Below are 26,005 nucleotides of genomic sequence, written 5' to 3' on the forward strand. Positions count from 1 at the left end.
CTCCGAACACCGCCCGAGACTCCCGCACATGCGCAGCAACAGCTACCAAGTCCTCTTCCGCACGCCCGAATTCACCCCCCTCTTCCTCGCCTCCTCGGCCCAGATCGCGGCCCAGACGGTCGGCGGCCTGGCGCTCGCCACCCTCGTGTACCGGGCGACCGACTCCCCGCTGCTGTCGGCGGTGAGCATGTTCGGCCCCTCGCTCGCCCAGGTGCTGGGCGCCTCCCTGTTCCTCTCCGGCGCCGACCGCCTCCCCCCGAGGGCGACCCTGACCGGCATCTCTGCGGCCTTCGCCGTGGCCACCGCGCTCCTCGCGGTACCGGGCCTGCCGATCTGGGCCGTCTTCGTCGTCCTGCCGGCGCAGGGCCTGATCGCCTCGCTCGGCGGGGGAGTCCGCTGGGGCCTGCTGAACGAGATCCTCGCCAAGGACGGCTACCTACTGGGCCGTTCGGTCTTCAACATGATGAGCGGGCTCCTGCAGATCGCCGGATACGCCACGGGCGGCGCGCTGGTCGCGGTCCTGTCCCCCCGCCCGGTACTGCTGCTCTCGGCCGCGCTGTACGTCCTCGCGGCGGCCACAGTCCGCCTCGGCCTCACCCCCCGGCCCCCACGCGCCACCGGCCGCCCGTCGGTCGCGGCGACCTGGCGCACCAACGCCCTGCTGTGGTCCTCCCGCCCTCGCCGCACGGTCCTGCTCGCCCTGTGGATCCCCAACGGCCTGGTGGTCGGCTGCGAATCGCTCTACGTCTCCTACGCCCCCGAGTCCGCCGGCACCCTCTTCGCCTGCGCCGCCCTCGGCATGCTGGCCGGCGATGTGGCCGTGGGCCGCCTGATCCCGCCCGCCCGGCGCGCCCGGCTCGGGGTGCCGCTGCTGGTGCTGCTGGCCTCGCCGTACCTCCTGTTCGTGCTCGGTCCGCCGCTGCCACTCGCGGCCCTCGCCGTCGCGCTGGCGTCGGTCGGGTTCGGGGCGAGCCTGGTGCAGCAGGAGCGGCTGATGGCCCTCACACCGGACGAACTGAGCGGACACGCCCTGGGGTTGCACTCCGCCGGGATGCTGACCCTGCAGGGCGTGAGCGCCACGCTGGCCGGGTCGGTCGCCCAGCTGACCTCGCCCGCGACGGCGATGACGGCCATGGCGGCGGCGTCACTGGCGGTGACGGGGTGGCTCGCGCGAGGGCTGCGCGCACCGGTGCCCGCGGAAAGCGAGGAGCGCGCATTGTCTTGACGTGTCCCTGGCGTAGTGGATACATGTGTGGGAGCGCTCCCACATTTTTCTTCCGAAGTTTTCCGGTGCTCATTTCTCAGGAGTCGCAGTGAGAACACACAAGAGTTCGGCGGCGGCGACGCTGCTGACGGCGCTGGCCACCCTGTTAGGTCTGCTGGCCCTGGGCGCGACCCCGTCCCAGGCCGCGGAACCGCAGGAGGTACGGCCGCAGGCCGTGGGCCTGCACATCAGCAACGGCCGCCTCCTGGAGGCGAACGGCAACGACTTCGTGATGCGCGGTGTGAACCACGCTCACACCTGGTATCCCGGCGAGACCCAGTCGCTGGCCGACATCAAGGCGCTGGGCGCCAACAGCGTCCGGGTGGTCCTGTCCAACGGCCACCGCTGGACCCGTAACACGCCCGAGGACGTGGCCGCGGTCATCGCGAGCTGCAAGGCGAACCGCCTGATCTGCGTACTGGAGGTGCATGACACGACCGGCTACGGCGAGGAGGCGGCGGCCGCCACGCTCGACTCGGCGGCGGACTACTGGATCGGCCTGAAGGACGTACTGGCCGGCCAGGAGGACTACGTCATCGTCAACATCGGCAACGAGCCCTGGGGCAACACCGACCCGGCGGGCTGGACGGACCCGACCATCGCCTCGGTGAAGAAGCTGCGGGCGGCGGGCCTGGACCACACGATCATGGTGGACGCGCCGAACTGGGGTCAGGACTGGCAGGGCGTGATGCGCGCCAACGCCCAGGCGGTGTACGCGGCGGACCCCACCGGCAACCTCATCTTCTCCATCCACATGTACAGCGTGTACGACACGGCGGCGGAGATCACGGACTATCTGAACGCCTTCGTGGCGGCGAAACTGCCCATCCTGATCGGTGAGTTCGGCGGCCCGGCGGACCAGTGGGGCGATCCGGACGAGGACACCATGATGGCCGCGGCGCAACGCCTGGACCTCGGCTATCTGGCCTGGTCCTGGAGCGGCAACACCGATCCGATCCTGGACCTGGCGATCGGCTTCGACCCCAACCGGCTGAGTTCGTGGGGGCAGCGCATCTTCCACGGCGCGAACGGCATCGCCCAGACGTCCGAGGAGGCCACGATCTTCAGCGGCGGGGGCACCGACACCCAGGCCCCGACCGCCCCCGGCACCCCCACGGCGTCCGCGGTGACCTCGACGTCGGCGACGCTGAACTGGCGGGCGGCGACTGACAACGTTGGCGTCACGGCGTACGAGATCGTCCGGGTGACGGGGACGACGGAGACCGCCCTGGCGGCGTCGACGACGACCTCGGCGGCCCTCACCGGCCTGTCCCCGAACACGACGTACACGCTGGCGGTGTACGCGAAGGACGCGGCGGGCAACCGCTCGTCCCGCTCGGCGACGACGACGCTGACGACGACCAGCCCGCCCACCGGCACCTGCGCGGTCGCCTACCGCGTGGTGAACGAATGGCCGGGCGGCTTCCAGGCGGACCTGACCGTCCGCAACACCGGCACCGCCCCGGTCAACGGCTGGACCCTCGGCTTCTCCTTCCCGGCGGGCCAGACGGTGACCAACATGTGGGGCGGAGTTCCGACGCAGACGGCGGCCGCGGTCCGGGTGGCACCGGCGTCGTACACCACGACGATCCCGGCGTCGGGTTCCGTCACGATCGGTTTCACCGGCACGCGGGGGACGACGAACCCGTCCCCGACGGCCTTCACCCTGAACGGCGCGACCTGCACGACGAGTTGACCGTCCGATCCCACGACGAGTTGACCTGCTGATCCTTCGGGAGGGGCCCGCGGCCGGCGCCGCGGGCCCTGCCGTCCGTCAGGAGATGGCCCGCAGCCGGCTGCCGCCCGGCGGGCGCCGGAGTTCCTCGACGGCCCCGGCCGTGGCCTCGTCGGCGGGCAGGAGGACCACCAACTGCTGGTCGTCCGCGGAGAGTTCAAGAATCTCGCGGCGCAGCCGGAGTTCGGGTCCGGCGGGGTGGTTCAGGCGCAGCTCGCCCCGGTGCGGAACGGTGTGCCGGTTCAGCCGGCGGGTGAAGTCGGGCCCCGCGACGGGGGCGAGTTCCGAGGTGAACCACTCGGAGTTCTCGACGGAGGGCGCGAGCCACAGATCGAAGACCTGCTCGTCCGCGATGTCGTCCCAGTCCGCGAAGAACGCCCGGGCGCGGGGGTCGTTGAAGAGGTACCGGGTGAGGTTCGGGGCGTCGGAGTCGAGCAGCCCGGTCCCCCTGGCCACCGCCTCGTATCCGCTGGTACGGGCGAGGAGGTCGCCCAGCCTGTTGGTCACCACCGCGATGCCCGGCTCCAGCAGGCGCAGGGTCTCCAGGACCGTCGCACGGACCTCCCGGCGCGGGGGCGCGGGCCGGCTGTGCGCGGAGCACTCACCGCCGGTGATCTTGGCGAGGTAGCGCAGGTGGCTGCGTTCGGCGGGGTCGAGGCTGAGGGCGTCGGCGAGCGCGTTGACGACCGCGATGGAGGGATTGCGGTCGCGGCCCTGCTCGATACGGGTCAGATACTCCACGCTGATACCGGCCCGGCCGGCGAGATCGAGCCGCCGCAGCCCCGGTGACCGGCGGCGCCCGCGCTCGGGCAGCCCCAGCGCCGCGGGCTGGATGCTGTCGCGCTTGGCCCGGATGAAGTCCCCCAGTGGCGTGCCCATACCGGGAGCATAGGTCGCCGCCGGCCGCCCGCGGAGTGCTCAGCGTGGCCCTGCGGGGGCCAGCCTGAACACGGTCTGGCTGGCTCCGGCGCGCGCCCTGATCGTGGTGGGCATGCAGAAGACGAGCAAGCACAAGCTGGTGGTCATCGTGGGCAGCGTCCGGGACGGACGATTCGGCCCGGTCGTGGGTTCATGGGTCGCCGAACAAGCGGCGGCGCACGGGGGTTTCGAGGTCGAGGTCGTCGATCTGGCCGACATCGACCTCCCGTTGGCCCTGCCGGCGGCCTCGCCGAAGTTCGCGGGCGACGACTACCCCCGTCCGGCCGGGATGGCACCGCTGACGGCGGCCCTGGACAGCGCGGACGCGTTCATCGTGATCACCCCCGAGTACAACCACAGTTACCCGGCCTCGCTGAAGGCGGCCATCGACTGGCACTTCACCCAGTGGACGGCCAAGCCGGTCGCCTTCGTCAGCTACGGCGGAGCGGCGGGCGGCCGCCACGCGGTCCTCCACCTGGAGAACGTCCTGACGGAACTCCACGCGGTGACCATCCGGGACGGCCTGGCCTTCCCCATGTACTTCACCACCTGGCAGGACGGCCGCCCCCTGGACCCCGAGACCCCCGGCTACGCCAAGACCCTCCTGGACCAGCTGTCCTGGTGGGCCGGTGCCCTGCGCACGGCACGAGAGGCGGCCCCCTACCCGGGCTGAGCCGCTTCAGCCGACGCTAGAGCTGGAGCATCCGCTGGGTGATCTCCCGGTACTGCCGCAGCGCCTGCCGCAGATCGTCGGCCTCCGCGCCGGGCTCCTGGTCCTGCCACCCGGCGCGCAGCAGGCGTCGCCGCTCCGCGAGGGCGTTCACCAGGTGGGCGGTGGCCTCGTCGTAGGCGCTCTCGGCCTCTTCCAGCGCCTCGCGCGGACTGTCGGCGAAGGTGTTCATGGCGTGCCGAAGGCGCGTGAGGACCTCGTCCCGCTCGGCCGACGGCAGCAGCGGCTCCGGGCCCTGGGGACGCCGTTGGGCGGAGCCCTGGCTCTGGCTCTGGCCCTGGCCCGCGGGCTGCTGAGCGCGTGTCTGGTCGTACATCATCAAGGACCGCTTTCGTTCCGCCCGAAGGCGCCGTCGGTCTCCGCGACGGCCTGTTCCAGCACACGAAGACCCTGTCGACCCTGCCGCGGCACCGGGGCCGCCTGTCCCGACTGCCCCCGCACCGCCCGGTCAGTCAACGTCCGGCGGCACCGCATGTCAACGCGGCGACCTGGCGTCCGACGGAGGAGCGAGGTCCGGGACACGAGGGAGGAGCCCGCGGACCCGCTCGTGGCCGCGGCGACGGGTGCCCCCCACCTCATCCGCGCGGCTCACTCCGCTTCGTGGTCGTCCTCCCCGGAGCGGCTGGTCTCCAGCCAGGACCGTGCCGGTTCCGCGGGGCGGGTGGTGTCCACGGTGAGCTGGAGACGGGTCCCTCCCTTGCTGTCCGCGGGATAGCTGCGCTGCTCGGTGGCGGCGAAGCACTGACGGAGCACCTCCGCGACACGACGGGCGACCTCGGGGGAGGCCGCGACGATACCTACCTCGGCGTACCCGTCCGGGGGTGTTTCCGTGGACTGCATGGAGACCTCGACATGGCGCACTGAGCAACGGGAAGGATCTTTCACTCTACTCCCGCCCGCCCCGTGGTCCTCGCGCCAGACCGGCGGGCCAGGGCATCGGCCCGGGCTGCGGAGTACGGTGAAAGCCAGGCAGTGGCTGCGTTTTCCTCCCCGTCAGGCAGGCGAGTGCGATGTCCGACTCCGGCTCCCCGCGCGTGACCAGGCTCCCGCCGGACACCGTCCACCAGGCCGTGCGCCCCGGGACGGCGGTCGTACGGCTGGAGACGACCCAGGACCGCCAGGCCGCTCTCGACGGAGCGTGGTGGCCGCGGTCCCGGGACATCGCCGCGGAGCTCCCCGCCCTGATCGCCGCCCTGACCGAGCACGTCGGACCGGTCACCCGGGTCGGCCTGGACGCCAGTGCGTGGGAGGCGCTGCCGACGAGGCTGGTCATCGAGGGCCGGGTCGTGCACATCGACTCCTTCCCGGTCGGCGACGACACGGTCCTCATCACCCCCGCCGAACAGGACCTCTTCTCCCTGCTGGTGATCCCCCCGCACGCCACCCCGGACGCCGCCCGCGCAGCAATGACCGAAGCCGTCCGCACGGGCAACATCACCCAGGCCGACCAAATCCTCATCCACACCGGCACGCACAGGGCGACACCGGATCCCTGAGAGCGCCGACGAGGCTGAGACCAGCGGATGGCCAGAAATCAGACCTGGCCGAGGTCGATCTCCACCGGGAAGGGGGCCGCTGCCTTGATGACGCCGGTGAACACGTCTCCGTCCCGGTAAGCCTTCGTCGCGGGGTCGAGAATGTAGGTGTACACGAGAGGAACGCCGGTCGCGGCCTGCTCGACCCTCCAGTAGAAGCCGATGCCCGCCTTGGCGTACTGGTCGACCTTCACGATCCGGTCGGTGGTCTCCGAGCCCGGCGACACCACCTCGACGACCATGAGGATGTGCTCAGGGCGGGTGGGGCTGAGGTCGATCGTGTCCGCGCGGTACACGACGACGTCCGGGCGGCGATTGGTCAGCGGGACGTCCTGCAGCCGGACGTCGAAGTCCGTGTCAGCGTTCCACTCCGGGCCCGAGGCGGCATCCAGGGCGTTCGCCAGAATTCGGGCCAGCCGGTTGTGCCGCTTGGACGCGCTCGGACTCACGACGACCATCCCGTCCACGATCTCGATGCCGGCGCACTGCTCATCGGACCAGGACTCGTACTCCTCCGCCGTGATCTGCTCATGCATCCACGCCGGAGCCATCATCTCGGCCGTCATGAAGCACCTCCCGGACACGTGTGCCGCGGGCCCGATCCCGCTGGCTTCAGCGTACTGTCCGCCCTTCGCCCGGCACGCAAAACGGCCCCGGACGAGAAGTCCGAGGCCGAACAGAGTGCCTTGCGCCGTGCCCCCGGCAGAATTCGAACCTGCGACACCCGCTTTAGGAGTGCGATCTACGCCCGCCTCTGGGCCGTCGACGGCTGGTCCGACGGCCACCCCGTGGTGCTGCTGTATGCCGCCGTCCGGCCTCGTTGATGTCAGCCGTGGATGTTAGACGCGCCTGGGCACGATGCTCACGGCGCGGTAGTCGTACCCGTCCTGTTGCAGTGCTGGCAGGCTGTGAGCCCTTGATCCTTGGCCTGCTCCTCGGACATCGACTCCTGGCCCAGGTGGGTATCCTGCTTCCCGTTCAGCGACGGACAGTCCGCGTTCGTGTGGTACTTCGTCCGGTAGTCCCCGATGCGTACGCGGACAGTGCTCATGAGGCCTCCTGGACCGGTCGCCTGACGATGTCTAACCGGATGTAGCAAGAAACGCCTCATCCTGCCTGACGTCCACCCTTAGGTGGTAACCCGTATGACAGGGAGCCTGTGACCTGGGGGTTCGTGGGTAGTAGCTGTAGCTCGACTGTCCTGTCGGTTGTCGTCGAGTGACCGCGGGGGCGTGGGACGGCACCGGGCGCCCAGCGATCGCCCCGGCGCCGCCCGCAAGACGCGAACGCGGCCGTTCCTCCTGGGGCAGTCTGTGGACCGGCCCGCAAAATGGAAACACGAACACTTCAAGCAAGCCTTGCATGCGACTATTGCATGTGGACTGTTCCTTGTCTGCTGGCTGCTCGTGGTGTCCTGGTAATCCAAGGTTGACGGAACGACTTTGGTCGGGATCCGCTTTGGCGCGAGTGATCATGGCCCGTAAGCTGCTGGCACATTGGGCTGTTGACCTGCCCGTTAAAGCACGACGTTGGGGCCCAGATCTTCGAGTCACAGGCCGGGAAGATCGCTGGTGACGTCTGGGCTAGTAGAAGAGATCGACATGCCTGCGCTTGCTATTGAAATCTGTCCAAATGCGAAGGTCACTCGATGTCCAGGAACCTACCCCTTCAAGGCCTGACATTCCAAAATATGAGGCCAACCCCCGATACTTATCATCTAGGTAGGACAGGCGCCGCAGTGTGTAGGTGACCATTCTCCCGATAGGCGATGTGTCGACGCCGGACTTTCCGTTGAGGCTGGCGAATGACGGGCCGGAGTAGTAACTAACTACTCCTGGCCCGTAGTAGTCTTCGTCCCACTCCATTCGAAGAGTCCATGAGCCGAGGTCGGCGATACACACAAAATCTAGCGAGTTGTTCGGGTGCTCGACATGAGCACTGCTGGCCTCTGCAAGCTTGCTGGAGATCCTCTCTACGACTTTTGACCTATCACTTCCCCACGAGTGAGAGTGCGCCACGAGTCCGTAAATTACTTCCTTTCCGTGTGCTCTGTAGATAGTCTCCTTCGCGCGATTGGCGCTCACGATCGTCTTCTCAATGTGGTGCGCTTTCAGAGTCGCTTTACATTCGAATATGGCCATCACTTCGGAGGCGAGGTGCATTTTCTTTCCGAGCATCCCGTGCGGATACGAGGCAGACAGGGCCACTATGTCAACTTGATCCGTTGCTTCTCCGCTGCCGCAAAGAACCCGTCCTTTTGTGGCGAGCTGCAAATCCCCTGGAAGCCATTTCCTGAAAAGTGAGGCCCAATTCTCTTCGCCTTCATCTCCAGCCGTTCCGGGATCTTCGGTGGCACGTGTGCGGATTCGCTCGTACTCAAGCTGCATTTCCATGGTGGCCTGCTTAAAGTAGGAAACTAGCTCCTGCTGGCTCACTACCGTCCCCCTCACCTTCGGACTGGCCCCTGTATCCATTTTGACAGCGAGCGGGGAGCATGTGTGCCGGATGACGAGGTCGGTGGGGCGGCTTTGTGGCGAGTGATCATGGCCCCTTAAGCTTCCGGTGAGTCGGGCAGTCTGTGGACCTGCCTGTTAAAGCACGACGTTGGGGCCATGATCTTAGAGGCTTGCCCCAAAGTGGCTGCCTTAAAGCCTTCGAGCCGATCGCGCCAGCCACACAGGGTTTCTCCCGCTCTTCGCCCGCATGCACGGAGCGCGCCGCCGTGGGCGGGCCGTGATGAAGTAGGGAAAGTCTTATCCCGCTGGGATCGGTTGTTTGCCGTCGTGGCTTCGTACGTGAAGGCCTTGTCATCCAGGGCGTCCAGGAGTCGGATCGCGTAGACCTCGAATATGCGGCAATGTCGCCAAGCTCGTCGAGCCGCCTCGCACGGACACGCTCGAGCTGCGTCCCTGGACCCTCGACTTCCTCGCCGCCTCCCGTGAGGACCCGCTCTACGCCGCCTTCGTGCTCGCCATAGCCATCGGCCTCCGCCGAGGAGAGATCGTCGGCCTCCGGTGGTCGGACCTCGACCTCGACAACCGCGTTCTCCACGTCCGCCACCGGGTCTAGCGCCGCTGCGGCGTCCTGTACGACGGCCCCAAGAGCCGCCGCCGTCGGGCCGTGCCTCTGCATCACACCTCTGCGCTGGCACCGCATGCGACAGACGGACGCCCGGACAAAGGCGGGATAGACGTGGCAGGACTCGGACTACGTCTTCGGCACCCGCACCGGCCGTCCGGTCGAGCAGCGCAACCTCTACCGCTCATTCACCCGGGTCACCGAGTCCGCCGGCTTCCGCGTCAACCGTGTCTCCACGACGCCCGCCACGGCACGGCCACCCTCTTCACCGCGGCCGGTTTCCTCTGATCATGGCTTTGACCTGCGGAAAATTCGGTCGTGGTATGTCTGGCTATCGGCTGGCTTCTGTGTCGATACAGGTCGCCGTCATGCCTTCAGGTGGGCTGGGACGCCTTGTAGAGAGGATGAAGCAGCCAGAAGCGCTTGGTGGCGTCGCCCTCACCGGTCATCGCGGCAGTCAGGGTGTATTCCGGGTCGTGGTGGCCCATGTCGCGGGTCAGATCTGGGGCGAGATATTCCGCCAGGGCGTGGAGGACGATGGCACGGCGGGCAGCGAGGTGCGAAGGAAGTTCCCACTCAGGGCGGTTGTCATCAGGGTCCGTGATTCTGAGTTGGCGCCCTTCATATACGCCTTCGTGGTACGCGGTGGTGAGTTCGTCCCGCAGGCGTTCCCGCGCGACAGCGGGGGTGTCCTTAGCTTCAAGGGCTAGCAACGACCAAGGCGTGATCGGAGATGCCGGCGTGAGAGATCGCCAGTTCGAGTGCGTATCGCTGCATCTGCGGCAGCAAGTGGGGGCCGAGGTCGGTCACGTAGCTCGCGAACGGCTCCTGTTGCAACAGGGGTGATCCGACGAGCTCTTGGGGGACCAGGGACCGTCGTACCGGAACGATGTTTACTGCTAGGTGTGGGCCAGCCGCCCATGCGTCGTCCAGGCGCGCACCGGTGGCGCGTTGGAGGGCGACGAGCCCTGCGCCCCAGTCGGAGGTGCCGAAGCTGATTCCCTGCAGCAGGGGCTGCCACGCGTCGGGGCGCGTGCCGTAGATGTCGTCGGGGAACAGGCTGTCGAACGAGGAGAGAATGAGGCCCTCCTCGGCGAGACTGAGCTGGGAGTGGGCGTTGACGTTCCAGAAGGCACTTGCCGCGCGCCCCAGTTGAGACAGCGGGCGCAGTACCTCTTCGCGGGAACCCTGGTAGCCGTTGTTCTCCAGGATGACGACCGTCGATCCTGACCGGGAGACGGCGATGCGCTCGACGTCGTAGTCCGTGAGGAACGTGGCCAGTGTGACCTGCCGGGCATGCTCAGGTTGGCCGCCGAAGAGCCGGATCACGTCGGCTTCCTGCGCACCGCGTACGACGGTGAAAGTGGCGGCCGACATCTGTCCGAGGCTGTCGAGCGGTTGCTCATTTCCGCTGGGAGCAGTCATCTGCCGATTGTGGCCTTCGACGCCTGCGGCGTGAATGGGCTCGCTCGCCTCTGATCTCGTGTGGCTGCGTGAGGAGCGATAACGACGGCTGGCCGCGGCTGCTGACGTCAAATTCCGACCACGTCGTCATCACCCGCACCGGTCGGCCGATCGAGCCGCGCAACATCTACAGGTCTTTCACCCGCGTAGCCCAGGATCCCTGGCTCCGCGTGATCCGGCTGCATGACACTCGCCCTGGCACGGCGACGCTCCTCACTGCAGCCGGGGTCGCGCCCCGCGTCGTGATGGAGATCCTTGGGCACTCCGTTGATGTCAAAAGTAGATGTCAAAGACCCCGGACCATGATCGGTCCGGGGCCTTTTGGCTGGTGCCCCCGGCAGGATTCGAACCTGCGACACCGGCTTTAGGAGAGCCGTGCTCTATCCCCTGAGCTACGAAGGCGGACGGGGTGCCCACGGAGGGGCACAGGCGTCAGGGTACCGGATTGCGTCGGGGTGGGGTCAGGTGATCGGGACGTGGGTGAAGCGGGAGGCGGCGTGGAGGTCCGCTTCGATGGCCTGGGCCGTTGAGCGGAGGGGCGGGAGCATCGTGCGGACGCACTCCTCGGGGGTGTGGCGTGCCGCGTGCATGGCCACGCCGACCGCGGCCACCCGGGTGCCCGTGCGGGCGTCGTGGATCGGGACGGCGAGGGTGCGCAGGCCCGCCTCGCGTTCCTCGTCCAGCAGGGCGTGGTCCCGGTCGGGGGAGAGGAGTACCTGGCCCAGTGCCGTTTCCGCGGCCGGGGCCCGGGTGCCCGGGGGGATCGTCACGCTCATGACGCGGTGGGCGGTGGCTTCCGCCGTGTGGACGATCTCCTTGCCGTCGGGGGAGAGGGTCGCGAGGGTTGCCGACTCCTGGAGTCGGGTCGTCAGGTCCGTCAGGTGAGGGGTCGCCAGGCGGGGAAGCGTCGTTCGGGAGAGCGGGGGGAAGCCCAGCGACAGGACCCTGGGGGTCAGGGCGTACGTACGCTCGTCCGGGCGGGTCACCAGGCCCAGGTGTTCGTACGTGATCAGTGCTCTGCGTGCCGTCGCCCTGGCCAGGCCCGTCGCCTGGGCCACCTCCGTCAGCGTCAGGCGTGCCCGGCCCTCGCCGAACGCCGTCAGGACCGTCAGGCCCCGGGCCAGCGACTCCACGAAGTCCCGGCCCAGTTCCCGCTTCGACCCGCCCGTCCAGGCCGCCAGGGCGGAGGGCGGCGGGGCCGGGGCCGCGGCGGGGGCCCTTCTCAGTTCCCGTTCCATCGTCGCCACCGCCCGCCGCAGCCTCGGCAGCAGCGCCTCGCGCAGGTTTGTCGCCGGGTGGCGGCTCGTGTGGCTCACCACGCTGGCCACGCAGGCGATCCGGTGCGTGCCGGGAGCGCGTACCGGAACCGACAGCGCCACCAGTCCCGGTTCGATCAACTGGTCGTCCAGCGCCCAGCCGTCCTCCCGGGCCCGCGCCACCCGGTCGGTGAACTCCTCGTCCCTGAACGGCCGTTCGCTCGGCGGTACGGCCGGGAAGGCCCTGTTCTCCGGGTCCCGCGCCCTGCGCGCGCGCCAGCCGTGCCAGTCCTGCTCCGTCCACTGCGTGGCGAACAGCGGTCCCGGGGCGGTGCGTTCGGCGGGGAGGAGGTCGCCGATGCGGAAGCTCAGGGACATCGCGCGGCGGCGGGTGGCCTGGTGGATGAAGCGGATGCCGTCGGCGTCGGGCACGGCGAGGGAGACCGACTCGTCCAGTTCGTCGGCCAGCGCGTCGGCGTGGGCCGCGAGGAGTGCGGGCAGGCGCAGGGACGCCAGGTAGGCGTTGCCGAGGTCCATCAGACGGGGGGCCAGGATCACGTCCCGGCCGTCGAGACGGACGTACCCCATGCGGGCGAGGGTGGAGGTGATGCGGTCGACCGTGGAACGGGCGAGGCCCGTGGCCCGCTCCAGCCCGCTGGGGCTCATCGTCCCGCCGGCCTCCGTCAGCTCCCGCAGCACCGAGACCCCCCGGATCAACGGCGCGACCGCCTCGGCCGGCACAGCGGCCTCATCGACGACGGTCGTGGTGTGCACGGGCATCAGCCCTCCGATACGGCGATCTCAGCACGCCTACGGTAATCCCACCCCGCAGCCCGCACCGCCCGCGAGCCCTCGCCCCTCGCCCGGAGCCCGCTGGGCCCGCGCCGCCCCCGACGCCTGCAGCGCCCGCCGACTCCGAGCCGCCACCCGGAGCCCGTACCTCCCGCCGGGCCCAGCACCGCGCCCTGGATCCCGCCGCCCGCTCCCGCCCGAGCCCGCAGCGCCCGCCGGATCCCGCGACGCCCGCCCGAGCCCGCAACATTCCCCGGATCCCGCAATCCCGCAACACCCCCGGATCCCGCAACACCCCCGGATCCCGCGCCGCCCCCCACATCCCGCACCGCCCGCCCGAGCCCGTGCCACGACCCGTCCCCCACACCTGACCCGTCCCCGCGGGCGGGCCAGAACGCCTCCTCCCCCGACGCCCTCCTCCCCCGACCCCCTCACCTCCGGGTAACCCGCACCACATGGTCCCCGGACAGTTGCGCTGTCACCGTTATGCGGATCCCCCGTCGTGGGTCCCTGAAGTTTTCGCCGGGGCGGAAGGGGGCGTCCGAGAGTTCCGCGTGGACGTTCGGGCTGCGGGTGCAGCCGCCGCTGTCGCGGGCGCTGTCGAAGACCCGTACCGGGCCCTGGCCGGTGTCCACGTCCGCGTCGACCTTGTAGATCAGTACCCCCGGCCGGCAGACCGCCTCGTCGTTGCCGCCGCGGGTGCGCAGTTCGACGGCGTAGCCGGTACGGCCGTCCAGCGGGACGAAGACCAGCTTCGGGCCGCCGGTGCGGGACAGCGGGGTCAGCCGGTACTCCGATGTCCCGGGCGCCGTCGCGCAGCGGACCTGGTCCGCGTCCAGCCAGCCCAGCTTCCACTTGTGCCAGCCGAGCAGGTCGTTGTTGGCGCCCCAGTCCTCGCTCATGATGTCCCAGTGGCCGACCGCGCCCCCGCCCTCCTGGGTGTAGAGGTCGGGCAGGCCGAAGACATGGCCGTTCTCGTGGGGGAGGACGCGATAGCCGGTGCGGTCGTAGGTGCCGGAGCCGTCGTCCTGGCGGGAGTAGACGAAGGAGGCGTTCGCGACGGGGACGCCGTCGGCGACCGGTGCCTCGGTGTTGCCGGCGAAGGTGACCGACAGGACCGTGTCCAGGGCGGAGGGGCCCGCGTTCGGGGTGACCAGGACGTTCAGGAAGTCGTAGCGCCGGAAGTCCACCTTCGGGTCGGCCGCGGCCACGATGTCCTGGACCAGTTCCCGGTAGCCGGGGTCGAAGGGGGCGCCGCGTTCTATGCCGTACTCGGCGAAGGGCTTCGGCATGCGCAGCCAGCCGGGTATCGGGGTCTCGGCCCGGTAGTCGAGGCGGCCGTAGGAACTCGTGCGGAACCAGTCCCGGGTCTGCGGGAAGAACTCGCGGAAGCGGTCCCGGGCGCGGCCCTGGCCGCGGGCGTCGGAGAAGTCGACCATCAGGGTCAGGGCGCGGACCGTGCCGGTGGAGCGGGAGTAGCCGCCCGGGGTGGGGACGCCCTCGGACATCTGGACCGAAGGGCTGCCGCTGATCATGCAGGGGCCGAGCGCGGAGGTGCGGGACAGGGCTATCGGGCCCGCCTTGGCCGTCGTACCGCCCGCCGAGAGGTGTCCGGAGCCGGCCGAGGTGCTGATCGCGAAGGTCAGCGCGGTCACGGAGGCGAGGGCGGCTGCCCGGCGGGGGCGTATCCGACGGTTGGACGGCTGCATGCAAGGGCCCTTCGTCCACGGCAGCCGCCGGACCGGCTGCGCCCTTGCGATCACCCTCGGCCGAGGGGAGCGCGGGCGCGCGCTGGATGAGCCCGAACGTGGCACCCGGAAAGGCTGTGACTCAGGTCACAGGAAATCTCTTCGAAGGCGGGAAATAACCGGGGATCGTTTCCCCGTTTAGACCTGTGTCCGCGCGAAACGGGGAGAGGTTCCCCGGATCGCACCACAGCAGCACCACACGCCACTCAGGAGTACACCGTGCAGACCGCAGCCCCCGCGCAGCACAAGGTGACCCGGCCGCGCGCCGACGCCCTGCGCAACCGGGAGCGGATCGTCACCGCCGCCCGGGAGATGTTCGTCGAGCACGGTCCGGACGTGCCGCTCGACGAGATCGCCCGCCGGGCCGGCGTCGGCAATGCCACGGTGTACCGCAACTTCCCGGACCGCGACGCGCTCGTCCGCGAGGTCGTCTGTTCCGTCATGGACCGCACGGTGGCCGCGGCCGAGACCGCGCTCACCGAGAGCGGCGACGCCTTCGAGGCCCTGGAGCGCTTCGTGCACACGTCCGCCGACGAGCGGATCAGCGCGCTGTGCCCGATGATCTCCAGCACCTTCGACCAGAACCACCCGGACCTGGAAGCCGCGCGCGAGCGCAGTGAGCAGGTCATCGAGGCGGTGATGGAGCGCGCCCGGGCGGCCGGGCAGCTCCGTACGGACGTCGGTGTCGGGGACCTGATGGTCGCCGTGGCCCAGCTGAGCCGGCCCCCGGCGGGCACGGGCTGCCTGGACGTCGACCGCTTCGTCCACCGCCACCTGCAGCTCTTCCTGGACGGACTGCGGGCCCCGGCCCGTTCCGTCCTGCCCGGCACGGCCGTGACCCTGGAGGACCTGCGCCAAGCCGATTAGTCCAGCCCGCGACACCAGTCCCTGTCTGCATCGCTTTATTCACACCTCTTTATTCACACTCTTTCCGTCACGAAGTCCCGAAGTGGGTACCCCCATGTCTCAAGCGGCCGTAAAGGCTCCATCCGTCCCTGATTCCAACCGCTGGAAAGCGCTCGTCTTCATCGCGCTCGCCCAGCTGATGGTCGTCCTCGACGCCACCATCGTGAACATCGCGCTTCCCTCCGCCCAGCAGGACCTCGGCATATCCGACGGCAACCGGCAGTGGGTCGTCACGGCCTACGCCCTCGCCTTCGGTGGTCTGCTGCTCTTCGGCGGCCGGATCGCCGACCTGTGGGGCCGCAAGCGCGCCTTCGTCGTCGGTCTCGCCGGCTTCGCCGTGGCCTCCGCGCTCGGTGGCGCCGCCACCAACGAGGCGATGATGTTCGGCGCCCGTGCCCTCCAGGGTGTCTTCGGCGCCCTCCTCGCGCCCGCCGCGCTCTCGCTGCTCGCCGTGATGTTCACGGACGGCAAGGAGCGCGCCAAGGCGTTCGGCATCTACGGCGCCATCGCCGGTGCCGGCGGTGCCGTCGGCCTGATCCTCGGCGGCTTCCTCACCGAGTACCTGGACTGGCGCTGGACGTTCTTCGTGAACATCCCGTTCGCCGTGGTCGCCGCCGCCGGTGCCTGGTTCGTCATCCGTGAGCCCGAGGGCGCCCGCAACCGCAACCCGCTCGACATCCCCGGCGTCCTGCTGTCCACCCTGGGTCTGGTCGCGCTGGTCTACGGCTTCACCCGCGCCGAGTCCGAGGGCTGGGGCGACACGGTGACGGTCGGCATGTTCGTCGCCTCCGTGGTCCTGCTGGTCGCGTTCGTCGTCACCGAGGCCAAGGTCAAGGCCCCGCTGCTGCCGCTGCGCGTGATCACCGACCGCAACCGCGGCGGGATCTACCTCTCGCTGGGCCTCGCCATCATCGGCATGTTCGGTCTGTTCCTGTTCCTGACCTACTACCTGCAGATCGTGCAGGGCTACTCGCCGGTCAAGACCGGCTTCGCCTTCCTGCCGATGATCGTGGGCATGATCACGGGCTCGACCCAGATCGGCACCCGGCTGATGACCCGGGTCGCGCCGCGGCTGCTGATGGGCCCCGGCTTCCTGGTCGCCGCGGTCGGCATGCTGATGCTGACCCAGCTGGAGGTCGACTCCTCCTACACCGCCCTGCTGCTGCCGGCGATGCTGCTGCTCGGCCTCGGCATGGGTACGGCGTTCATGCCGGCCATGTCCCTGGCCACCATGGGCGTCAAGCCGCAGGACTCCGGTGTCGCCTCCGCGATGGTCAACACCTCCCAGCAGGTGGGCGGCGCGATCGGTACGGCGCTGCTGAACACGATCGCCGCCTCGGCCACCACCACCTACGTCGCCGACCACATCGGCGGCGCCGGCACCCCGGCCCAGCAGCAGCTGGTCCAGCTGGAGGCCATGGTCGAGGGCTACACCACCGCGATCTGGGCGGCCGTCGGCATCCTGGTCGCCGCCGCGCTGATCGCCTTCACCTTCGTCAACGCCGGCAAGCCGGGCAGCGGCCCGGTGGCCTCGTCCGAGGACGGCGCCGAGGAGGAACTGCTGGTGCCGGTCGTCGCCCACTGACGACGGACCCCTTCGGGACGACCGACCCGTACGGACGGGGAAGGGGACGCCCCAGACGTACGACCCAGGATCTGCCCTGGTTTCGCTGAGTGAGCGGCTCAGCGGAGCCAGGGCAGGTCCGCACCCGCTTCATCGGGCTCCAGTCCCTCGGCGACGATCCGCATGATCTCGCCGAGGGACTTCCGCTGTTCCGGGGTGAGCCGGTCGAAGAGCGCGCTCCGCACGGCGGCCACATGGCCCGGCGCGGTGCGCCGCAGCACCGCGAGCCCCTCGTCGGTCAGCACCGCGAACTGGCCGCGCTTGTCCGAGGGACAGTCCTCGCGGCGCACCCAGCCGTTCTTCTCCAGCCGCGCGACGGCGTGGGAGAGCCGGGAGCGGGTGATCTTCGCGTACATCGCCAGCTCGGTCATCCGCAGCCGCCGCCCAGGGGAGTCGGCGAGCTTGACCAGCAGTCCGTAGTAGATGTGCGGCATGCCCGCGTCGCGCTGGAGCTGGCGGTCCAGGTGGTCCTCCAGCAGCGTGGTGGCCTGGAGGTAGGCGCGCCAGACGCACTGCTCCTCGTCGGTGAGCCAGCGGGGCGCTTCAGCGGAAGCGGATGCGGAAGGGGATGCCGGTGCGGATTCGGACGCGGATTCGGGTGCGGATGCCGTGTTCATGGCTTCACTCTACGAGCCACCTCCTTGAAACTTAAAACAAATCGCCATACTCTGGGTGTGAGGTTTAGACTTCAAGTAATCGCCCGGAGGAGCCGCCGCCATGTCCGCCGCCACCCAGGAACGCATGCCCGCGCTCTACCTCAGCCACGGCGCCCCGCCCCTCGCGGACGACCCCGTCTGGCCCGGCGAACTCGCGGCCTGGTCCGCGCGGCTGCCCCGCCCCAAGGCGATCCTCATGGTCTCCGCCCACTGGGAGGAGGCCCCGCTCGCCCTCGGCGCGGTACAACCCGTCCCCCTCGTGTACGACTTCTGGGGCTTCCCCGAGCACTACTACCGGGTGACCTACGACGCCCCCGGCGCCCCCGCCCTCGCGGAGTCCGTACGCAAACTGCTGCGCGCCCCGGGCATGCCCGTGCAGGACATCCCGGACCGCGGCCTCGACCACGGCGCCTACGTCCCGCTGGTGGAGATGTACCCGGCCGCCGACATCCCCGTCCTCCAGATCTCCATGCCGACCCTCGACCCGGCCCGGCTCATGGAGATCGGCCGGAAGCTGGCGCCGCTGCGCGACGAGGGCGTCCTCATCGTCGGCTCCGGCTTCTTCACCCACAATCTCGCCGCGCTCCGCCAGAGCGGCATCCCCGCCTGGTCCGCGGAGTTCGACGACTGGGGCCGGCGGGCACTGGAGGGCCAGGACTGGGACGCGCTGCTGGACTTCCTGCACAAGTCCCCGGCCGGGCGGTACGCCCATCCGCGCACCGAGCACTTCGCCCCGCTGTTCGTGACCATGGGCGCGGCCGGGGCGGGGGGTGATCCGGCCGTGCCGAAGTCGGTGATCGACGGGTTCTGGATGGGGCTGGCGAAGCGGTCGGTGCAGTTCGGCTGAGCCCGGGACGATCCGGACGGCAGGGCCTACAGCGGCTTCTCGTACCAGGCCACGTCCCAGTACCGGCCGAACTTGCGGCCCACTTCGCGGTACGTGCCGACGTGCTGGAAGCCGAAGCGCTCGTGCAGCCGGGTGGAGGGCTCGTTCGGCTGGGCGATGCCCGCGTAGGCGCGGTGCAGGTCCTCCTCGGCCAGGGCCGCGAAGAGGGACTGGTAGAGCAGGGTGCCGACGCCTCGGCCGCCCGCGTCCGGGGCGAGGTAGACCGTGACCTCCACGGACGTGGCGTACGCGGGCTTCGGCCGGTAAGGGCTGGATGTGGCGTACCCCAGAATCCGCTGTGAGTTCCCCGTGGGGTCCCCCGCCACGGCAACCATCAGGCGGTACGGCCCGTCTTCAGGGTGGGAGAGCAGCCAGGGGCGGCGCTCTTCCGGAGTGAAGACCGCCGTGTCGAAGGTGATCGGCGTGTGTCGTACGTAGTGGTTGTAGATGTCGGTGAGGGCTCCGAGGTCACCCTCGACTCCCGGCCTGACCTGCACCTCTGTACGTGCCGTCAACATCACTCCTCCCTGTGTGGCCGGACAGGGTACTGCATGATCAGAAAAATAGGGGGACGCGGTGGGAATTCTGTCCTGATTCCAGTCGTTGTTTCCATCGGAAGCAGGGCACCCGGGAGAGTGCCGGGCAACCAAGGACCACCCGCCAGCCCACCATCGCAAGGGAGCACGCATGGCAACCCGTGCCGTCGCCCGTCGTCAGTCCGCCACCGGCGGGACGACCGATGCGGCAAACAGTGTTCGCGCCCATGGCGGCGAGATCGCCGATCGCGACCTGGTCGGCATGTACCTCGACGAGATCGCGCGCACACCGCTGCTCGACGCCGCCAAGGAGGTCGAGCTGTCTCAGATCATCGAGGCGGGTGTGTTCGCGCAGCAGGTGCTCGACGGATTCGAGGAGTCCAAGGCGGACGCCTCCCGTGAGGAGCTCGAGGCGCTGGTCGCCGAGGGGGAGCGTGCCAAGGACGTCTTCATCCGCTCCAACCTCCGCCTGGTCGTCGCTGTCGCCCGCCGCTACCCGCGCAGCGGACTGCCGCTGCTGGACCTGATCCAGGAGGGCAACGCCGGCCTGGTGCGCGCGGTCGAGAAGTTCGACTACCGCAAGGGCTTCAAGTTCTCGACGTACGCCACCTGGTGGATCCGTCAGGCGATCACCCGCTCGATAGCCGACCAGTCCCGCACCATCCGGCTCCCCGTCCACCTGGTGGAGGAGCTGGGCCGGATCCGGCGCGTGCAGCGCGAGTTCAACCGTGAGCACGGCCGGGACCCGGAGCCCACCGAGATCGCCGCCGAGCTGGCCACCACCCCGGAGCGCGTCACGGACGTCCTCGACTGGGCCCGCGACCCGGTGTCGCTGAACATGCCGGTGGACGACCAGGGCGAGACCCAGTTCGGCGACCTGCTGGAGGACACGTCCGCGGTGTCGCCCGAGCAGTCGGTGCTGACGCTGCTGCGCAGCGAGGAACTGGACGACCTGATCGGCCGCCTCGACCAGCGCACGGCCTCCATCATCAAGATGCGGTACGGCATCGAGGATGGCCGCGAGCGCACCCTGACCGAGGTCGGCAAGGAACACGGTCTGACGCGCGAGCGCATCCGGCAGATCGAGAAGCACGCGCTGATGGAGCTGAAGAAGCTGGCCCGGGACACCGGGTTCGACGCCGCCGCCTGACCCGGAGCGCGAATCCGGGGGCGTAAGAACGCCCCCGGCGCGTACGCCGGGTGGCGAAAGACCGCGCAAACATGGCGACGTAACGCCGCTTCAACTCCCGGGACCCTGGGAACAACCTTTCAGGGTCCAGGAGTTCGGTCCCCGCGATCCCCCCTCGCGGGCCCTCCTGAAACCACAGTCCCGCCGTCATACCCCCCCGGCGCCGGGACTCTCCCAAGCCGGACCTCGGCGCCCTCCCCCCCCTGGGCGCCGGGGTCCGGCTCTTTTCCGGGGCGGGCAGGGCGTTCGACGGCAGGCATGCTGGAAGGCGGGTCACCCCGTACCTGAACCCCGGGGTGGCCCGCCGAATGGCAGATTGTGTCATAGAGGCATAGCCTGCCGAACGTGAGCAGCCCCACCCCAGCACCACACTCCGCCGCCCCCCTCTCCCTGACGGAACGGCGCAAGGCGGAGACCCGTATGCAGATCGCCCGCGCCGCGGCCGCCCTCTTCGTCCGGCAGGGCCTGCGCGCCACCCGCGCCGAGGACATCGCCCAGGCCGCCGGTATCGCCCCGCGCACGTTCTACCGGTACTTCGCCACCAAGGAAGAGGCCGTCGCCCCGCTCTACGCGGCGGGCGCCGAGCGCTGGGCGCAGGCGGTACGGCTGGCGCCCGCCGGACTGTCCGTGCCCGAGGCACTGGAACACGCGGTGCGGCACACGCTGACGCCGGGGGTGGGGGTGTCGGCGTCGTCCTGGGAATGGGTGCGCACCCTGATCCGTCTCGCCACCGGCAGCCCCGCGCTGGGCAAGGTGTGGGCGGAGGTCTGTCACGCCTCCGAGCGGACGCTGGCGGAGGCGCTGGGGGAGCGGCTCGGCATGGACGGCGGGGACAACGTTGCCGGTCCTCCTGCCGAGCTGCGGTTCGCGGCGGCGGTGGCGGGCGCGGCCGTGCGGGTCGCCGTGGAGTCCTGGGCGGCGGGGGAGGCACGGCCGGAGGGAGCCGAGGGGCCGGGCGCCCTGGCCCTGCGGCATCTCGCGGTGCTGCGGGACTTTCCTTGGGGGGAAGTGGCGGGGCGGGGGTGAGCCTGGTGGGGCGGCGTGCGTGAGTCCGGCGGGGCGGGGGCGGCCGTAGCAGCCGTACGCTTCAGGTTTCCGCCGCCGTAGCAGCAGCTGTACGCGTCAGGCCCTCGCCGCCCTGCTCAGCCGCCCGCCCAGTTCCCGTACGCAGCGCACCAGTTCCTCGGGTTCGTGCACGGTGAACTCGCAGCCGGCCATGGCCAGCCGTACCGCCATCCACTCCACCGCGTCGCCGGTCGTGGCCCGCAGGCGGCAGCTGGTGTCGTCGACCGGCTCCGGGGTGCCGAGCCACTGGGGCAGGCGGGCCGCGATGAAGGGGGCCGGGGCGGCGAAGGTGACCGAGAACTCGTAGGTCTCCTGGCGGCGGTACATGGACTGGCGCAGATACTCCGCGGCGCTGCCCGTCGGCAGCTCCCGGGGCGTGAAGCGGGCGCCCGTCGCGAAGGGGTCGCTGACCCGGTCGACGCGGAAGGTCCGCCAGTCGTCGCGGTCGAGGTCGTAGGCGACGAGGTACCAGCGGCGGCCGGTGGAGACGAGGCGGTAGGGCTCGGTGAGGCGGCGGGATTCCGTGCCGTCGCCCGCCCGGTAGGCGAACCGCAGCCGCTCCTGGCCGGCCACCGTCGAGGCCATCACGGTCAGCGTCTCCGGTGCGATGGACGCGCCGTCGCCGCTGGTCAGCGGGGTGGTCGCGGCCTGGAGGGTGGCGACGCGGTGCCGGAGCCGACTGGGCAGGACCTGCTCCAGCTTGGCGAGCGCCCGGACGGACGCCTCGTCGACGCCCTCCACCGCGTGCCCGGCGCCGGCGCGCAGGCCGACCGCGATGGCGACCGCCTCCTCGTCGTCGAGGACGAGCGGCGGCATGGCCTTGCCCGCGACGAGCCGGTAGCCGCCCTCGGAGCCCTTGGTCGCCTGCACCGGATAGCCGAGTTCACGCAGCCGGTCGATGTCCCGCCGGACGGTGCGCCGGGAGACCCCGAGCCGGTCGGACAGCTCGCCGCCGGGCCATTCGCGGGGTGTCTGGAGGAGGGAGAGGAGCTGAAGGAGCCGAGCCGGGGTGTCTGTCGTCATGCGTCCGAGGATGCCGCAGAACTAGGACATGATCTGACCTATTCGGGGTCTAACTTCTTCCACATGACCCAAGAGACGACACCCGTCGGAGACAAGCGGCGCTGGTTCGCCCTGGCGATCGTGATGACCGCCGCGTTCATGGACCTCGTCGACGTCACGATCGTCAACATCGCGATCCCGTCGATCCAGCACCACGACGGTGCCACCGACAGCCAGATCCAGTGGATAACGGCCGGTTACGCCCTCGCCTTCGCGGCGGGCCTGATCACCGGCGGCCGCCTCGGCGACATCCACGGCCGCAAGAAGCTGTTCCTCATCGGCATCGGCGGCTTCACCCTCGCCTCCGCGCTGTGCGGCTTCGCCGCGAACCCGGAGATGCTGGTCGCCTCCCGCATCCTCCAGGGCGCGATGGCGTCGCTGATGGTGCCGCAGGTGCTGTCGATCGTGCACGCCACCTTCCCGGCGCACGAGCGCGGCAAGGTGTTCGGCCTGTTCGGCGCGGTCGTGGGGCTCGGCGCGGTCAGCGGTCCGCTGCTCGGCGCCCTGCTCACCGAGTGGAACCTCTTCGGTCTGGAATGGCGCCCGATCTTCCTGATCAACCTGCCGGTCGGCATCGCGGGCCTGATCCTCGGCAGCCGCTACATCACCGAGTCCAAGGCTGCGAAGGCCCCCCGGCTCGACCTGGTCGGCGTGGGCCTGGTGACGCTCGGACTGCTGATGCTGCTCTACCCGCTGACCCGCGGCCGTGAGCTGGGCTGGCCGCTGTGGGGGTACCTGTCGATGGCCGGCGCGCTCGTCGTGCTCGGGGTGCTGGTGGCCTTCGAGAAGCGCAAGACGGCACGGGACGGCTCCCCGCTGATCGAGCTGTCCCTGTTCAAGGTGAAGAGCTTCGCGGCCGGTATCGCCGTACAGACCGTGTTCGGGGTCGCTCTCGGCATCTTCTTCCTGGTGTGGACGCTGTACATGCAGCTGGGCCTGGGCTGGGGCCCGATGAAGGCGGGGCTGACCGGGGTGCCGTTCTCGCTCGCGGTGTCCACGGCGGCGGGTCTGTCGGTGCAGAAGCTGGTGCCGCGCTTCGGGCGCAAGGTGCTCCAGGCGGGTGCGCTGGTGATGGGGCTGGGCGTCCTTGTCTACCTGTGGGAGTCCGAGCGGTACGGCCTCGGCATCGAGCCGTGGCAGATGGCGCTTCCGCTGACCGTGATGGGCGTCGGCATGGGCCTGATCGTCGCTCCGCTGACCGACGCGATCCTCTCGGAGGTGCCGCGCGAGCACGCCGGTTCGGCGTCCGGGCTGCTCAACACGGTGCAGCAGATGGGTTACGCGGTGGGCCTCGGGCTGGTGTCGCTGGTGTTCTACGGCGTGCTCGACGACCGGCTGGGTGCCGGCAGCGCCGCCGGACCGGCCTTCGTGGACGCGTTCCGGAATGCGCTGGGGTGGGTGGCCGCGGTGATGGCCGCGATCTTCCTGCTGATGTTCGCCCTGCCGCGGCGGCCCGCGCAGCAGCTGGAGGGAATGGACGGTACGGACGGGACCGGCGGGACGGATCTCGTGGGCGAGCGGGGCGAGGCGAAGGAGCCGGTGCCCGTCGCCTGACCCGGCAGAGTGAACCCGTACTGGTGGAGTACTGGGACCAAAGGCCCCGCGCTTCGGCGCGGGGCCTTTCCTCGTGGCGCGAGCGGTGGTCGGCGGCCCATGCCCCGAAGTCCGTTCATGCCCGAATCGCGCCCGAACCTGTTTACTTTCCCGAAACCACGGCGTAGTGTCCGGCGAAACCACAAGTTCGGGCACTGGTCGGAGGCGAACGGACATGTACGCACCGGAGCGGCAGCAGGAGATCCTCCGGATCGCCCGGGACGGCGGCCGGGTCGACGTGCTGTCGCTGGCCGAGGAGTTCCAGGTGACGGCGGAGACCATCCGCCGGGACCTGAAGGCGCTGGACCGGGCGGGCCTGCTGCGCCGGGTGCACGGCGGCGCCATCCCGGTCGGCCGCCTCGACTTCGAGCCGGACCTCGCCGAACGCGAGTCCACCGCCGCCGACGAGAAGGACCGCATCGCCAAGGCCGCCCTCGCCGAACTGCCGGCCGAGGGCACGATGATCCTCGACGCCGGTACGACGGTCGCGCGGCTCGCCGGTGCCGTCCCGCTGGAGGCCTCGCTCACCGTCGTCACCCACAGCCTGCCGATCGCGGCCCGCCTGGCCGACCACCCCGGCATCCAGCTCCATCTCGTCGGGGGGCGCGTACGGCACCGTACGCGCGCCGCCGTGGACGCCTGGGCGCTGCGGGCGTACGGCGAGATCCGGGCCGATGTCCTCTTCGTGGCGGCCAACGGCTTCTCCGCCGAGCACGGTCTGACCACCCCCGACCTCGCCGAGGCCGCGGTGAAGCGCGCTGCGGTGGCAGCGGCCCGCCGGGTGGTGCTGCTCGCCGACTCCGCCAAGCACGGCCAGGAGCACTTCGCCCGCTTCGGCGACCTGAGCGATGTGGACCTGCTGATCACCGACAGCGGGCTGAGCCCCGACGACGCCGCCGCCATCGAGCGCGGCGGCACGGAAGTAGTGCGCGCATGATCCTCACCGTCACCCCGAACCCGTCCCTGGACCGCACCTACGAGGTCCCGGCCCTGGAGCGCGGCGAGGTCGTCCGCGCCACCGGGGAACGCATGGACCCGGGCGGCAAGGGCGTCAACGTCTCGCGTGCCGTCGCCGCCGCCGGACGGCGCACGGTGGCGGTGCTGCCCCTGGGCGGTGCGCCCGGTGCGGTCGTCGCCGAGCTGCTCGCCGCGCAGGACATCGAGGTCACCGCGGTGCGGATCGCCGGAGCCACCCGTTCCAACATCGCGCTCGCGGAGACGGACGGGGTGCTCACGAAGATCAACGCGCCGGGTCCGGAACTCACGGCCGCGGAGCAGGAGCTGCTGCTGGAGACGGTGCGGGAGCACTCGCGGGACGCGGACTGGATCGCGTGCTGCGGCAGCCTGCCGCGGGGTCTCGCTCCGGCCTGGTACGCCGATGTCGTCGCGCGGGCGCACGCGGGAGGCGCGCGGATCGCGCTGGACACCTCGGGGCGGGCGCTGCTGGAGGCGTTGCGGGAGCGGCCCGACGTGGTGAAGCCGAACGCCGAGGAGCTCGCCGAGGCCGTCGGCCGGCCCCTGTCCACGGTGGGCGACGCGGTGAAGGCGGCCGAGGAACTGCGCGGGATGGGCGCGGGTGCCGTGCTCGCGAGCCTGGGCGCGGACGGACAGCTGCTGGTGGACGGCGAGGGCACCTGGTTCGGCAGCGCGCGCGTGGACGTGGTGCGCTCCAACGTCGGCGCGGGCGACTCCTCGCTCGCCGGCTTCCTGCTCGCGGGCGGCAGCGGACCGGAGGCGCTGGCGTCCGCCGTGGCGCACGGCGCCGCCGCCGTACAGCTGCCCGGCAGCGTGATGCCGGCGCCGGGCGACCTGGACCCGTCGGCCGTCACGGTCACCGCCGAGGTGCCGGTGAACTGGGTACTGAAGGAGCCGGTGTCATGACGTACGCACCGCTCACGCCTGGCGCACCGGCTGCGAAGCGGCGAGGGTCCCCGTTACTCGCCTCCGCTCCCTCCGCCCCCTCCATAC

General features: G+C 70.2%; 25 protein-coding genes, 1 tRNA gene and 2 pseudogenes. 14 read left to right on the forward strand and 14 right to left on the reverse strand.

Features of this window, described 5'->3' with window-relative positions; genetic code table 11:
• Window positions 1-28 precede the first annotated feature (28 nt).
• Complete coding sequence (locus ACWD1Z_RS11280; RefSeq protein WP_451117588.1) at window positions 29-1,225, forward strand: MFS transporter; 1,197 nt, start codon at window positions 29-31, stop codon at window positions 1,223-1,225.
• Window positions 1,226-1,313: 88 nt separating this feature from the next.
• Complete coding sequence (locus tag ACWD1Z_RS11285; RefSeq protein ID WP_451117590.1) at window positions 1,314-2,960, forward strand: cellulase family glycosylhydrolase; 1,647 nt, start codon at window positions 1,314-1,316, stop codon at window positions 2,958-2,960.
• A 78-nt stretch (window positions 2,961-3,038) separates the two neighbouring features.
• Here ACWD1Z_RS11285 and ACWD1Z_RS11290 read toward each other — a convergent pair whose 3' ends face one another.
• Entirely contained in the window at window positions 3,039-3,878 is an 840-nt protein-coding gene (locus tag ACWD1Z_RS11290; RefSeq protein ID WP_451117592.1) for a helix-turn-helix domain-containing protein, read from the reverse strand.
• A 112-nt stretch (window positions 3,879-3,990) separates the two neighbouring features.
• Between ACWD1Z_RS11290 and ACWD1Z_RS11295 the strand changes: the two genes are divergently transcribed.
• A complete protein-coding gene (locus tag ACWD1Z_RS11295; protein ID WP_451117594.1) occupies window positions 3,991-4,590 on the forward strand; it encodes an NADPH-dependent FMN reductase in 600 nt (199 codons plus the stop codon).
• A 16-nt stretch (window positions 4,591-4,606) separates the two neighbouring features.
• Here the strand turns inward: ACWD1Z_RS11295 and ACWD1Z_RS11300 are convergent, their stop codons facing one another.
• Together ACWD1Z_RS11300 and ACWD1Z_RS11305 are read right to left on the reverse strand one after the other, a co-directional pair.
• Window positions 4,607-4,966, reverse strand: coding sequence for a hypothetical protein (locus ACWD1Z_RS11300; RefSeq protein WP_451117596.1), 360 nt, complete (start codon window positions 4,964-4,966; stop codon window positions 4,607-4,609).
• A 269-nt stretch (window positions 4,967-5,235) separates the two neighbouring features.
• The gene (locus ACWD1Z_RS11305; RefSeq protein WP_451117854.1) at window positions 5,236-5,487 is read right to left on the reverse strand and encodes a hypothetical protein; all 252 of its coding nucleotides are present in this window, start codon (window positions 5,485-5,487) and stop codon (window positions 5,236-5,238) included.
• A gap of 170 nt (window positions 5,488-5,657) precedes the next feature.
• Between ACWD1Z_RS11305 and ACWD1Z_RS11310 the strand changes: the two genes are divergently transcribed.
• Window positions 5,658-6,143: a DUF5994 family protein gene (locus ACWD1Z_RS11310; RefSeq protein WP_451117598.1), complete on the forward strand. Its 486-nt coding sequence runs from the start codon at window positions 5,658-5,660 to the stop codon at window positions 6,141-6,143.
• 38 nt (window positions 6,144-6,181) lie between these two features.
• Here the strand turns inward: ACWD1Z_RS11310 and ACWD1Z_RS11315 are convergent, their stop codons facing one another.
• The 3 genes from ACWD1Z_RS11315 to ACWD1Z_RS11325 all read right to left on the reverse strand — a co-directional run bounded on the left by ACWD1Z_RS11315 (window position 6,182) and on the right by ACWD1Z_RS11325 (window position 8,617).
• Window positions 6,182-6,748 carry a Uma2 family endonuclease gene (locus tag ACWD1Z_RS11315; RefSeq protein WP_451117600.1) on the reverse strand — a complete coding sequence of 189 codons (567 nt, stop codon included), beginning with the start codon at window positions 6,746-6,748 and terminating at the stop codon, window positions 6,182-6,184.
• Between the two features lie 296 nt (window positions 6,749-7,044).
• Window positions 7,045-7,233, reverse strand: coding sequence for a hypothetical protein (locus ACWD1Z_RS11320; protein WP_451117602.1), 189 nt, complete (start codon window positions 7,231-7,233; stop codon window positions 7,045-7,047).
• Window positions 7,234-7,765: 532 nt separating this feature from the next.
• The gene (locus ACWD1Z_RS11325) at window positions 7,766-8,617 is read right to left on the reverse strand and encodes a DUF6602 domain-containing protein (RefSeq protein WP_451117604.1); all 852 of its coding nucleotides are present in this window, start codon (window positions 8,615-8,617) and stop codon (window positions 7,766-7,768) included.
• A gap of 412 nt (window positions 8,618-9,029) precedes the next feature.
• Here ACWD1Z_RS11325 and ACWD1Z_RS11330 point away from each other — a divergent pair.
• A pseudogene (locus tag ACWD1Z_RS11330) lies at window positions 9,030-9,539 on the forward strand (tyrosine-type recombinase/integrase); the annotation flags it as partial.
• Window positions 9,540-9,634: 95 nt separating this feature from the next.
• Here the strand turns inward: ACWD1Z_RS11330 and ACWD1Z_RS11335 are convergent.
• Window positions 9,635-9,973, reverse strand: coding sequence for a hypothetical protein (locus ACWD1Z_RS11335; protein ID WP_451117606.1), 339 nt, complete (start codon window positions 9,971-9,973; stop codon window positions 9,635-9,637).
• Window positions 9,960-10,685: a DUF6461 domain-containing protein gene (locus ACWD1Z_RS11340; protein WP_451117607.1), complete on the reverse strand. Its 726-nt coding sequence runs from the start codon at window positions 10,683-10,685 to the stop codon at window positions 9,960-9,962. Before ACWD1Z_RS11340 ends, ACWD1Z_RS11335 begins: the two co-directional genes overlap by 14 nt.
• 113 nt (window positions 10,686-10,798) lie before the next feature.
• Here ACWD1Z_RS11340 and ACWD1Z_RS11345 point away from each other — a divergent pair.
• Window positions 10,799-10,990: pseudogene (locus ACWD1Z_RS11345) on the forward strand (tyrosine-type recombinase/integrase); the annotation flags it as partial.
• Window positions 10,991-11,050: 60 nt separating this feature from the next.
• Here the strand turns inward: ACWD1Z_RS11345 and ACWD1Z_RS11350 are convergent.
• From ACWD1Z_RS11350 to ACWD1Z_RS11360, 3 genes are all read right to left on the reverse strand, one after another.
• Window positions 11,051-11,126: transfer RNA gene (locus ACWD1Z_RS11350), tRNA-Arg, on the reverse strand.
• 59 nt (window positions 11,127-11,185) lie between these two features.
• Window positions 11,186-12,760, reverse strand: coding sequence for an IclR family transcriptional regulator domain-containing protein (locus ACWD1Z_RS11355; RefSeq protein ID WP_451117609.1), 1,575 nt, complete (start codon window positions 12,758-12,760; stop codon window positions 11,186-11,188).
• A gap of 443 nt (window positions 12,761-13,203) precedes the next feature.
• On the reverse strand, window positions 13,204-14,481 hold the full coding sequence (locus tag ACWD1Z_RS11360) for a M6 family metalloprotease domain-containing protein (RefSeq protein WP_451117610.1): 1,278 nt from the start codon (window positions 14,479-14,481) through the stop codon (window positions 13,204-13,206).
• A gap of 258 nt (window positions 14,482-14,739) precedes the next feature.
• Here ACWD1Z_RS11360 and ACWD1Z_RS11365 point away from each other — a divergent pair, with 258 nt between their 5' ends.
• Entirely contained in the window at window positions 14,740-15,387 is a 648-nt protein-coding gene (locus ACWD1Z_RS11365) for a TetR/AcrR family transcriptional regulator (protein WP_451117612.1), read from the forward strand.
• Between the two features lie 94 nt (window positions 15,388-15,481).
• Entirely contained in the window at window positions 15,482-17,011 is a 1,530-nt protein-coding gene (locus tag ACWD1Z_RS11370; protein ID WP_451117614.1) for an MFS transporter, read from the forward strand.
• Between the two features lie 98 nt (window positions 17,012-17,109).
• Here ACWD1Z_RS11370 and ACWD1Z_RS11375 read toward each other — a convergent pair whose 3' ends face one another.
• Complete coding sequence (locus ACWD1Z_RS11375) at window positions 17,110-17,667, reverse strand: MarR family winged helix-turn-helix transcriptional regulator (protein WP_451117616.1); 558 nt, start codon at window positions 17,665-17,667, stop codon at window positions 17,110-17,112.
• A gap of 100 nt (window positions 17,668-17,767) precedes the next feature.
• Here ACWD1Z_RS11375 and ACWD1Z_RS11380 point away from each other — a divergent pair, with 100 nt between their 5' ends.
• On the forward strand, window positions 17,768-18,553 hold the full coding sequence (locus ACWD1Z_RS11380) for a dioxygenase family protein (protein WP_451117618.1): 786 nt from the start codon (window positions 17,768-17,770) through the stop codon (window positions 18,551-18,553).
• Window positions 18,554-18,579: 26 nt separating this feature from the next.
• Here ACWD1Z_RS11380 and ACWD1Z_RS11385 read toward each other — a convergent pair whose 3' ends face one another.
• Window positions 18,580-19,110, reverse strand: a complete 531-nt coding sequence (locus tag ACWD1Z_RS11385; protein ID WP_451117620.1) for an N-acetyltransferase family protein — start codon at window positions 19,108-19,110, stop codon at window positions 18,580-18,582.
• A 169-nt stretch (window positions 19,111-19,279) separates the two neighbouring features.
• Here ACWD1Z_RS11385 and ACWD1Z_RS11390 point away from each other — a divergent pair, with 169 nt between their 5' ends.
• Together ACWD1Z_RS11390 and ACWD1Z_RS11395 are read left to right on the forward strand one after the other, a co-directional pair.
• On the forward strand, window positions 19,280-20,278 hold the full coding sequence (locus tag ACWD1Z_RS11390) for a sigma-70 family RNA polymerase sigma factor (protein ID WP_451117622.1): 999 nt from the start codon (window positions 19,280-19,282) through the stop codon (window positions 20,276-20,278).
• A 384-nt stretch (window positions 20,279-20,662) separates the two neighbouring features.
• Entirely contained in the window at window positions 20,663-21,343 is a 681-nt protein-coding gene (locus tag ACWD1Z_RS11395) for a TetR/AcrR family transcriptional regulator (protein WP_451117624.1), read from the forward strand.
• 96 nt (window positions 21,344-21,439) lie between these two features.
• Here the strand turns inward: ACWD1Z_RS11395 and ACWD1Z_RS11400 are convergent, their stop codons facing one another.
• Window positions 21,440-22,405, reverse strand: a complete 966-nt coding sequence (locus tag ACWD1Z_RS11400) for a helix-turn-helix transcriptional regulator (RefSeq protein WP_451117625.1) — start codon at window positions 22,403-22,405, stop codon at window positions 21,440-21,442.
• Window positions 22,406-22,468: 63 nt separating this feature from the next.
• On the opposite strand from ACWD1Z_RS11400, the gene ACWD1Z_RS11405 reads away from it, so the two are divergent.
• The 3 genes from ACWD1Z_RS11405 (at window position 22,469) to pfkB (ending at window position 25,918) form a co-directional block, all read left to right on the forward strand.
• A complete protein-coding gene (locus ACWD1Z_RS11405; protein ID WP_451117627.1) occupies window positions 22,469-23,998 on the forward strand; it encodes an MFS transporter in 1,530 nt (509 codons plus the stop codon).
• A gap of 214 nt (window positions 23,999-24,212) precedes the next feature.
• Window positions 24,213-24,974 carry a DeoR/GlpR family DNA-binding transcription regulator gene (locus ACWD1Z_RS11410; protein ID WP_389418255.1) on the forward strand — a complete coding sequence of 254 codons (762 nt, stop codon included), beginning with the start codon at window positions 24,213-24,215 and terminating at the stop codon, window positions 24,972-24,974.
• On the forward strand, window positions 24,971-25,918 hold the full coding sequence (pfkB, locus tag ACWD1Z_RS11415) for a 1-phosphofructokinase (protein WP_451117630.1): 948 nt from the start codon (window positions 24,971-24,973) through the stop codon (window positions 25,916-25,918). Before ACWD1Z_RS11410 ends, pfkB begins: the two co-directional genes overlap by 4 nt.
• Window positions 25,919-26,005 lie beyond the last annotated feature (87 nt).

Source organism: Streptomyces sp. NPDC002784 (assembly GCF_053592135.1).

Excerpts from the sequence above, each read along its gene's own strand:
- ACWD1Z_RS11280 (WP_451117588.1), top strand. The coding sequence starts at position 29 with ATGCGCAGCAACAGCTACCAAGTCCTCTTCCGCACGCCCGAATTCACC.
- ACWD1Z_RS11290 (WP_451117592.1), bottom strand. The coding sequence starts at position 3,878 with ATGGGCACGCCACTGGGGGACTTCATCCGGGCCAAGCGCGACAGCATC.
- ACWD1Z_RS11295 (WP_451117594.1), top strand. The coding sequence starts at position 3,991 with ATGCAGAAGACGAGCAAGCACAAGCTGGTGGTCATCGTGGGCAGCGTC.
- ACWD1Z_RS11300 (WP_451117596.1), bottom strand. The coding sequence starts at position 4,966 with ATGATGTACGACCAGACACGCGCTCAGCAGCCCGCGGGCCAGGGCCAG.
- ACWD1Z_RS11305 (WP_451117854.1), bottom strand. The coding sequence starts at position 5,487 with ATGCAGTCCACGGAAACACCCCCGGACGGGTACGCCGAGGTAGGTATC.
- ACWD1Z_RS11310 (WP_451117598.1), top strand. The coding sequence starts at position 5,658 with ATGTCCGACTCCGGCTCCCCGCGCGTGACCAGGCTCCCGCCGGACACC.
- ACWD1Z_RS11315 (WP_451117600.1), bottom strand. The coding sequence starts at position 6,748 with ATGACGGCCGAGATGATGGCTCCGGCGTGGATGCATGAGCAGATCACG.
- ACWD1Z_RS11320 (WP_451117602.1), bottom strand. The coding sequence starts at position 7,233 with ATGAGCACTGTCCGCGTACGCATCGGGGACTACCGGACGAAGTACCAC.
- ACWD1Z_RS11340 (WP_451117607.1), bottom strand. The coding sequence starts at position 10,685 with ATGACTGCTCCCAGCGGAAATGAGCAACCGCTCGACAGCCTCGGACAG.
- ACWD1Z_RS11355 (WP_451117609.1), bottom strand. The coding sequence starts at position 12,760 with ATGCCCGTGCACACCACGACCGTCGTCGATGAGGCCGCTGTGCCGGCC.
- ACWD1Z_RS11360 (WP_451117610.1), bottom strand. The coding sequence starts at position 14,481 with ATGCAGCCGTCCAACCGTCGGATACGCCCCCGCCGGGCAGCCGCCCTC.
- ACWD1Z_RS11370 (WP_451117614.1), top strand. The coding sequence starts at position 15,482 with ATGTCTCAAGCGGCCGTAAAGGCTCCATCCGTCCCTGATTCCAACCGC.
- ACWD1Z_RS11375 (WP_451117616.1), bottom strand. The coding sequence starts at position 17,667 with ATGAACACGGCATCCGCACCCGAATCCGCGTCCGAATCCGCACCGGCA.
- ACWD1Z_RS11380 (WP_451117618.1), top strand. The coding sequence starts at position 17,768 with ATGTCCGCCGCCACCCAGGAACGCATGCCCGCGCTCTACCTCAGCCAC.
- ACWD1Z_RS11385 (WP_451117620.1), bottom strand. The coding sequence starts at position 19,110 with ATGTTGACGGCACGTACAGAGGTGCAGGTCAGGCCGGGAGTCGAGGGT.
- ACWD1Z_RS11390 (WP_451117622.1), top strand. The coding sequence starts at position 19,280 with ATGGCAACCCGTGCCGTCGCCCGTCGTCAGTCCGCCACCGGCGGGACG.
- ACWD1Z_RS11400 (WP_451117625.1), bottom strand. The coding sequence starts at position 22,405 with ATGACGACAGACACCCCGGCTCGGCTCCTTCAGCTCCTCTCCCTCCTC.
- ACWD1Z_RS11405 (WP_451117627.1), top strand. The coding sequence starts at position 22,469 with ATGACCCAAGAGACGACACCCGTCGGAGACAAGCGGCGCTGGTTCGCC.
- ACWD1Z_RS11410 (WP_389418255.1), top strand. The coding sequence starts at position 24,213 with ATGTACGCACCGGAGCGGCAGCAGGAGATCCTCCGGATCGCCCGGGAC.
- pfkB (WP_451117630.1), top strand. The coding sequence starts at position 24,971 with ATGATCCTCACCGTCACCCCGAACCCGTCCCTGGACCGCACCTACGAG.